We start from the raw sequence: 7,331 nt of genomic DNA on the forward strand, positions 1-7,331 counted from the left end.
TTCGCATAAGACTGCAGTTCACATGATTTCTGCCAAGCCCGACGCCGCGCAGCGCGCGCTCGGCGGCATTGTTGTCGATCTCGATGCGCCCGTCGTCGCAGTAGCGCGTCAACGCCTTCCAGTGGGTGAGGGTGTAGCCGATGGCCTGCGCCAGATCGGACTTCGCCGAGACACGACTGAGCGTCTCGCTCAACCAGGCGTGCAGATCCTTCAGCAGCGGTGCCGCGCGCTCGAGACGTTCTCGCCGTCGCTCATCGGGCGGTCGGCCGCGGATGTCGGCTTCGATCTCGTACAGCTTGGCGATGCGCTGCAGCGCCTGCTCGGCCACCGAGCCGGGAGCGCGCTTGTGCGCCTCGTACACGTCCCAGTAGTACCGTCTCGCATGGGCCATGCATGCTGCGTGCACGACGCGGCCGCTGTCGAAGAGCTTCGAGTAGCCCGAGTACGCATCGGCCTGCAGGATGCCGCGGTAGCGCTTGAGGTGTTCGCGCGGATGCTCGCCGCCACGATCGGGCGAGTACTGGAACCACACCGCCGGCGCATCCTGCTGCCGCAAGGTCGGTCGTCGCGTACGTACACCCACAGCCTGCCGGTCTTGGTCCGGCCGCGCCCGGGATCGAGCACCGGCACCGGCGTGTCGTCGGCGTGCACCTTGCCGTCGGCCAGCGTGTAGCGGCCCAGCGCGGCTGCCAGCGGCTCGACCAACTCGTCGCCCTGGTCCACCCAGCCCACCATCGTGGAGCGGTCGATGTCCACGCCGTCGCGCCCATAGATGCGGCTCTGGCGGTACAGGGGCGTGTGGTCGCAGTACTTGGCCACCATCACGTGCGCCAGCAGCGCCGGCCCGGGCAGGCCGCGTGCAATCGGCCGGCTCGGCGCCATCGCCTGGAAGATGCCTTCGCAGCGCGTGCACGCCAGCTTGGGGCGCACATGGCGGATGACCTTGAAGCGCCCCGGCACGTATTCCAGTTGCTCGGCCACGTCCTCGCCGATCTGGCGCAGCTTGCCGCCGCATTCGCTGCAGCCGCACGGCGTGTCGGCCGCATATCCCTTGGGGCAATGGACCTGCGTCTCGCGCGGCAGGTGCTCGGGCAGCTTGCGATCGCGCCGCGGCTTGCGCGGCTTTGATCGCGGCGCCTGTGCGGCGGCGCTCGTCGAAGCCTTCGGTGCTTCGGCGGTGATCAGCGTCAGCTGCGCGTCGAGCTGCTCGCTGGAGGCGCCGTATTGCTCGCGAACGCGGCGTGCCAGCTGCAGCTTGAGCTTGTCGACCATCAGCTTGAGCAGTGCCACTTCGGCATCGCGCTCGGCGATGACGCGCAGCAGCGCGTCGATGGTCAAGGGCGTGTTGGGTAGGCTGGGCACGAACAGCACTGTGCCCGCCGCCTCGCACGGTGCGCCATCAGGGTCGCACCGGAGGCATTCTCATCCAGTGGTCACGCCGCAATCTGCGGCGTCTGCAGCGTCTCGGGCTGCCAGGTGCGTTGGGGCATGCGCCAGTCGATGCCCTCCAGCAGCATCGACAGCTGTGCCGGCGTCAGCGAGACCGTGCCGCTGCTCGCCTGCGGCCACACGAAGCGCCCACGCTCGAGCCGCTTGGCGAACAGGCACAGGCCCTGGCCATCGAACCACAGGCACTTGATGATGTCGCCGCGCCGACCGCGGAAGACGAAGACGTGGCCTCCGAACGGGTTGTCCGCCAGTGCGGTCTGCACCATGGCAGCCAGGCCATCGAAGCCACGGCGCATGTCGGTGTGGCCCGCAGCGAGCCACACCCGCGTGTTGGCGGGCATGCCGATCATGCGATCGTCCTCAGCGCCTGCAGCACGCATCGCACGTTGGCTTCGTCAACGGCGCCGCGCACACGCACGCGCGCAGCGCCAATGTCGATCTCGATGACGCCTGCGGGCGTGGGCGAGCGCGGCGTCGCCGCCTCCTGCCGGGTCGGCGCCACTGTCGCCGCCAACCTCACCGGCAGCAGCACGGCCTGCTCAATGCTCTCGCCCTGCACGCTCGCCGTGGCGCGTAGGTGTTCGCGCCGCCACCTGAACAGCACATTGGCGTTGATGCCGTTTTCCAGCGCGATCCCCGATACCGAGGCGCCGGGCCGCAGGCTACGCTCAACGAGTTCGCGCTTGAAGGTCGCCGCGTAGTGGCGACGCAGGGGTTCGGTCTGTGTGTCTTGCTTAGACATGGTGTGCACCTGTTGCGTTACGTGCACACCATCCCTTGGCGAGCACGATCGGCGATCGTGCTCATACAGTGGTTCGGTTTCCAGAGGGCCTCGGTCACCCGCTTACGACGATGGCGCTGAAGAAGGCGCTGATCGAGCGCGCCCTGGGCGGTGAGCTGTCGCACCACCTGGGCTACCCGCCCGGCGCGGCCAAGCCCGAGGACGCGGCGAACCATCGCAACGGCGCCAGCGCCAAGACCGTGCTGACCGATGAGGGGCCGCTGCGCATCGAGGTGCCGCGCGACCGGGAGGGCAGCTTCGAGCCGCTGCTCATCCCCAAGCACGAGCGGCGCTTCACCGGCTTTGACGACAAGATCGTGGCCATGTACGCGCGCGGCATGACGGTGCGCGAGATCCAGGGCTTCCTGGCCGAGCAGTACGGCACCGAGGTGTCGCCGGAGTTCATCAGCTCGGTCACAGACGCCGTGATGGCCGAGGTGACGGCCTGGCAGGCGCGGCCGCTCGAGCCGATGTACCCGGTGGTGTTCTTCGACGCGCTGCGCGTGAAGATCCGCGAGGACGCCGTCGTGCGCAACAAGGCGATCTACCTGGCGCTGGGCGTGCTGAGCGACGGCACGCGCGACATCCTGGGCCTGTGGATCGAGAACACCGAGGGGGCCAAGTTCTGGATGAAGGTGTTCAACGACCTGAAGACGCGCGGCGTGGCCGACATCCTGATCGCGGTGACCGATGGCCTGAAGGGCATCGGCGAGGCGCTGGGCGCGGTGTTCCCGGCCACGACGCTGCAGACCTGCATCGTGCACCTGATCCGCAACAGTCTGGACTACGCGAGCTGGAAGGACCGCAAGCTGCTGGCCGCGGCGCTCAAGCCCGTCTACACGGCCGCCAGCGCCGAGGCGGCGGCCGCGGCCCTGGACGAGTTCGAACGCGGCCCCTGGGGCCAGAAGTACGCCACCGTCACGGCGTCCTGGCGCCGGGCCTGGGACCGCGTGATCCCGTTCTTCGCGTTCCCGCCGGCGGTGCGGCGCGTGGTCTACACCACCAACGCGATCGAGAGCCTGCACAGCCAGCTGCGCAAGATCATCAAGACGCGCGGGCACTTCCCCAGCGACGACGCGGCCACCAAGCTGATCTGGCTGGCGCTGCGCAACATCACAGCCGACTGGGGTCGGGCGGCCAAGGAGTGGCGCGAGGCGATGAACCAGTTCGCGATACTCTACGAAGAGCGATTCACGGCGGCGGCACACGCCGGCCGATGAGGGGTTGAACCATGAATACATGGCTCAACCGGGCCGCCTCCGGCGGCCTGGCAGGGGCCTGAAGACAGTAAGAAGAATCAGCCAACAGCCAACAGCCAATTCAACCAACGGCCTCACACACAGAAATCCTGACAGCCCCCGCGCAGGCCAAGATCGGGGCCTGGCGCAGCTACTACAACGAGACTCGGCCCCACTCAGCGCTCGAGTGGGCCACACCCGCCGAATTCGCCCGCCGATGCGGCCTGCAGGCCGCATCGGCGATACCCGAGGAGCCGGAAGTTCCTACTTCAGGGCGGTACTGAAACGGGTCCAGGGTCACCCGTGCCCGAGCTGTAGATCGAAGTGTTACGAAACCTGGGGGCAGCGCACCTTGCGCAAGCGCACGTGCACGTAGACGTCGCCGACGGCCACCAGCGAGATCACCGACAACTCGCTCGCTGGACAACTACGCGACGCACAAGACCCCGAGCATCAAGAACTCGCTTGCTCGGCACCCGCGCTTCCACGTCCACTTCACGCCAACTTCGGCATCCCCACCGACCACCTGGCTCTCTGCATCATGACCCGTCTCGGGCCGTTAGCATCTGATAGACATAGACAGAAAGGTCGGCAACAAGTCGATCGTCGTGCGTGCTCAGATCCAAGCCCGTCAATTCGGAGATTCGCCCGAGCCGGTGCGCGATTGTCTTGCGGTGCACTCCAAGTTTCTGCGAAGCCGCCTCGTGCGAGCAGTTGACGTCGAAGTACACGCGAAGTGTCTGCAAAAACAGATCACGTTGCTTCCCCTTCTCTTTCAGCAAGTCGCCGAGGTTTAGCTCAAGGAAGCGCCGCATTCCAACTTCGTGCCGCAGGCTCAGCAGCATGCCCACGACACCGGCTCGGTCGTATACGACCGAGCCGGTCTTGCCCATCTGCCGCGCGACGTCCAGCGCGATCTGCGCCTCCCTGTAAGCGATTGCGAGCGCGCGAGCAACGTGGCAGCGGCTGCTGCCTCCCACCACGACATGGCGTCCACCAAGACCGTCGCTGATGGCTCCTGACAGGCTCTTCGCAAAGCGTTCGGCATCGTCGAGCGCTTGGTCGGAACACAACACAGCGATCGACATGCCTTGTAAGGCGATGGCGCGTACCTTCTCGCCACGTATGGTCTGCACCGCACGTGTGATCTTCTGCCGAAGGATGGAGCCTGAGCTCTCCGCAGATCCTGGTGCCGTAGCGCCGACTTCGCACAGGTAGAGCCGCATCGGGCCTTCGAGATCCAGTTTAAGATCGGCCGCGCGGTCGATAGCTGCCGCGCGCGTGGTTTCGTCTGCGCGCAACAAATCCCACACCGTCGCGTCGATCGACTCCGATCTGGCCCGACTCGCGGATCGCTGTTCCAGTCGCTGTAGAGCAGCGATCACGGCAACTTGCGTGAGGGTCAACTCGATGAGCTCTGACCGCTGCCCATCATCGAGCGTTCCGAGGACCCAGGCCGCCGCCGCTCCCTCGACGAAGATCGGTTGGGCCCGCCAGGACAGGCCGTCCCGCGTCACCGACACCGCCGCGTTGGCAACGCCTTGCGCGACGATCACGGCGGCCGCCGCATCGACCAGGCCATGCGCGTGGTCACTGCCGCTCCAGGCCAACAGAGTGCCATCCCTGTCGATGACGGCCACGTCCGTCTTCAGCGTCGTGGACGCCGTCGATACGATGGCATTCAATCCGGCGCCCTGCAACAGCAGAAGCATGAGTGTCTGCGTGAGACTCGAGACGCTGCGCACGACGTCAAAACGCTGGTTGAGCGCCTCATGCGCGCGCCCCAACTCGTCGACCATGCGACGTTGCCCGGCGTAGAGTTCCGCGTTCTCGATGGCGATGGACGTCAGGTTGGCCAGCGCTGTGAGCCGCGTCGTGTCCTGTGGCGTGAACGTCGAAGGGCGACGACGCCATACTTCCAGCACACCAATGATGTCGTCGCGCCCGAGCAGCGGGGCCGCCAACGCCGACCGCACCAGCTCGGCCTCGGCGAGATGGAAGAAGTCACGACTGATCGATTCGCTGGTGACGTAGTCCTCGACCGAGGCCGGCTTGCGGTGTTCCAGGACGAGCCCGGCCAGTCCCTGCCCGGGCCCCATCTGCAGATTCGCTGTTTCGGGCGAGCGGTTGCCTACGCAGCGGCGCATGACGATCTTGTCGTCTTCGCGCAGCAGGACGCCACAGATGTCCGCCGAAAGGAGCTGCTTGGCTTCCTGCGTAATGAGCAGCAGTATCTCGCTGAGGTCGTGACTCTTGAGCATGCGAGTGGCGACCCGCTGCAGCGCCTGTACCTCATCAAGGTTCTGGACGGCGATGCGCTGACGCTCGCAGGTCTGCAGCGCAAGCGCAAAGACCTTGCAGAACACGCTCAGCGATTCTGAAGCTTCGATCGCGACGGAGTCACCCTCGATCAGCAGCGCGAGCGCGCCGGGCGCGACCGGAACGAACACGACCTTGCCAATCCGCAGGGGCGTTTCCTGGGTTTCGAGTCCAGCCGGAAGGTCGAGGCCCAGGGTATCGCCGCCATTCTCCAGCGCCGAGGGGGCATACCAGGCACCGCCAGTGCGCAGAATCACAAGCCCGCGAGCGGAGGGGGCCAACTCGGCGACAGCTCGTTCGGCCTCCGCGAGCAGAAGGTCGTACTGCCCACGAGCCGCAGCCGTCGCGATCGGTTCCAGAACGGCCGCGAGTGCGCTGACCATCAGCGTTGGCTCGGATGTGAATCGACGTCCCATATTGCCGAGTTTGCGCCGATGCGCGCGCGCCGGATCATGGGGTCATCACTGCCTTCAGGCGCTGCTGCTTGGCAAGCAGTTCGTACAGGCTCGGGGCATCGGCCAGGCGACCGCGAGCGTCCACCACCACGGTCGGATCGAGGGCTCCGCTGGTGACCAGCCGCAAGAGCTTGCGACGCAGTCGAATGCTGTCGCCGATCGCGAAGCTGAGCGTCATCTCGTCCTTGAACGCACGACCGACCGGAAAGGCCCAGTTCTCTGCCACATGGGCGCCCACGGACACGACTCGTCCGCGCGCGCGTGCAAGCGACATCGCAAAGTCGAGTGGGCCGTTGCCTCCGACGGCCTCGACGACGACATCGGCGCCGTCTCCCTCCGTCAGTTTTCGAACCAGCACCGCGGCCTCGTCCGGGTGCACGGCGATCGATCCCTGGGCCGTCGCGAAGGCTTTGCGCGTCTCGTTGGGCTCGACTAGCACGACAATCCCCGCACCTGCCACCTGCGCTGACAGTGCGGCGAGTTGACCTACTGCGCCGCCGCCTATGACCACAACGCAGTCACCTGCTTCAGTGCCGGCACGCTCGACCGCAACCCAACCGGTTGCCAAGTTGTCGCCCATGAGCAAGGCGGCTTCGGGTACGCAGTTCTCCGGCAACTGGCCCAGCGTCCGGTCGGCAAACGGCACCCGGACGTACTCCGCCTGCGCTCCGGACAGACTGGGACCGAACGCGGTGCCGGTACCGAAGAAGGCCCGTTCGGCGCATTGCCAGTGTTCGGAGCGATCACACCAGCGGCACTGCCCGCAGGCGGTGAAGTCCGAAGACATCACCTTGTCGCCCAGGCGGATGCGGCGCACTGCACGACCGACCTCCACGACCTCACCCACGAACTCGTGGCCAACCACCGCGCCCGGCGCAATGCCCGGAAAGTCGCCCTTCACCACGTGCAGGTCCGTGCCGCAGATGCCGGTGTGCGTGACCTTCACGATGGCATCGGTCGACTCGACAATGTGCGGTTCGGGGACGTCGCTGACTTCGACGTGCCCAGGACTCTTGTAGACGACGGCTCGCATAGGAATGGTGGTCGACGCAGTCTCCGCGCGGGCCTGGTGTCCCGGGGACGCCCGGG

Annotated in this window: 4 protein-coding genes and 3 pseudogenes; 2 read left to right on the plus strand and 5 right to left on the minus strand. The window is 66.5% G+C overall.

Features of this window, described 5'->3' with window-relative positions; all coding sequences use genetic code 11:
- From x551_RS16240 to x551_RS16250, 3 genes and pseudogenes are all read right to left on the minus strand, one after another.
- Nucleotides 1-1,293: pseudogene (locus tag x551_RS16240) on the minus strand (IS66 family transposase); the annotation flags it as partial.
- A gap of 140 nt (nucleotides 1,294-1,433) precedes the next feature.
- Nucleotides 1,434-1,799, minus strand: a complete 366-nt coding sequence (tnpB, locus tag x551_RS16245; protein ID WP_036232303.1) for an IS66 family insertion sequence element accessory protein TnpB — start codon at nucleotides 1,797-1,799, stop codon at nucleotides 1,434-1,436.
- Nucleotides 1,796-2,191, minus strand: a complete 396-nt coding sequence (locus x551_RS16250) for a transposase (RefSeq protein WP_051512099.1) — start codon at nucleotides 2,189-2,191, stop codon at nucleotides 1,796-1,798. Before x551_RS16250 ends, tnpB begins: the two co-directional genes overlap by 4 nt.
- Nucleotides 2,192-2,298: 107 nt before the next feature.
- Here x551_RS16250 and x551_RS16255 point away from each other — a divergent pair.
- Nucleotides 2,299-3,450: pseudogene (locus x551_RS16255) on the plus strand (IS256 family transposase); the annotation flags it as partial.
- A gap of 134 nt (nucleotides 3,451-3,584) precedes the next feature.
- A pseudogene (locus x551_RS24560) lies at nucleotides 3,585-3,752 on the plus strand (integrase core domain-containing protein); the annotation flags it as partial.
- Nucleotides 3,753-4,007: 255 nt separating this feature from the next.
- Here the strand turns inward: x551_RS24560 and x551_RS16260 are convergent.
- Together x551_RS16260 and x551_RS16265 are read right to left on the minus strand one after the other, a co-directional pair.
- Entirely contained in the window at nucleotides 4,008-6,170 is a 2,163-nt protein-coding gene (locus x551_RS16260) for a helix-turn-helix domain-containing protein (RefSeq protein WP_036232297.1), read from the minus strand.
- Between the two features lie 67 nt (nucleotides 6,171-6,237).
- Nucleotides 6,238-7,331 (minus strand): alcohol dehydrogenase catalytic domain-containing protein (locus x551_RS16265; protein WP_253950400.1); only part of this gene is annotated, 1,094 nt, incomplete at its 5' end.

Source organism: Methylibium sp. T29, assembly GCF_000576205.1.
In the GTDB taxonomy this organism is placed as follows: Bacteria; Pseudomonadota; Gammaproteobacteria; order Burkholderiales; family Burkholderiaceae_C; genus Methylibium; species Methylibium petroleiphilum.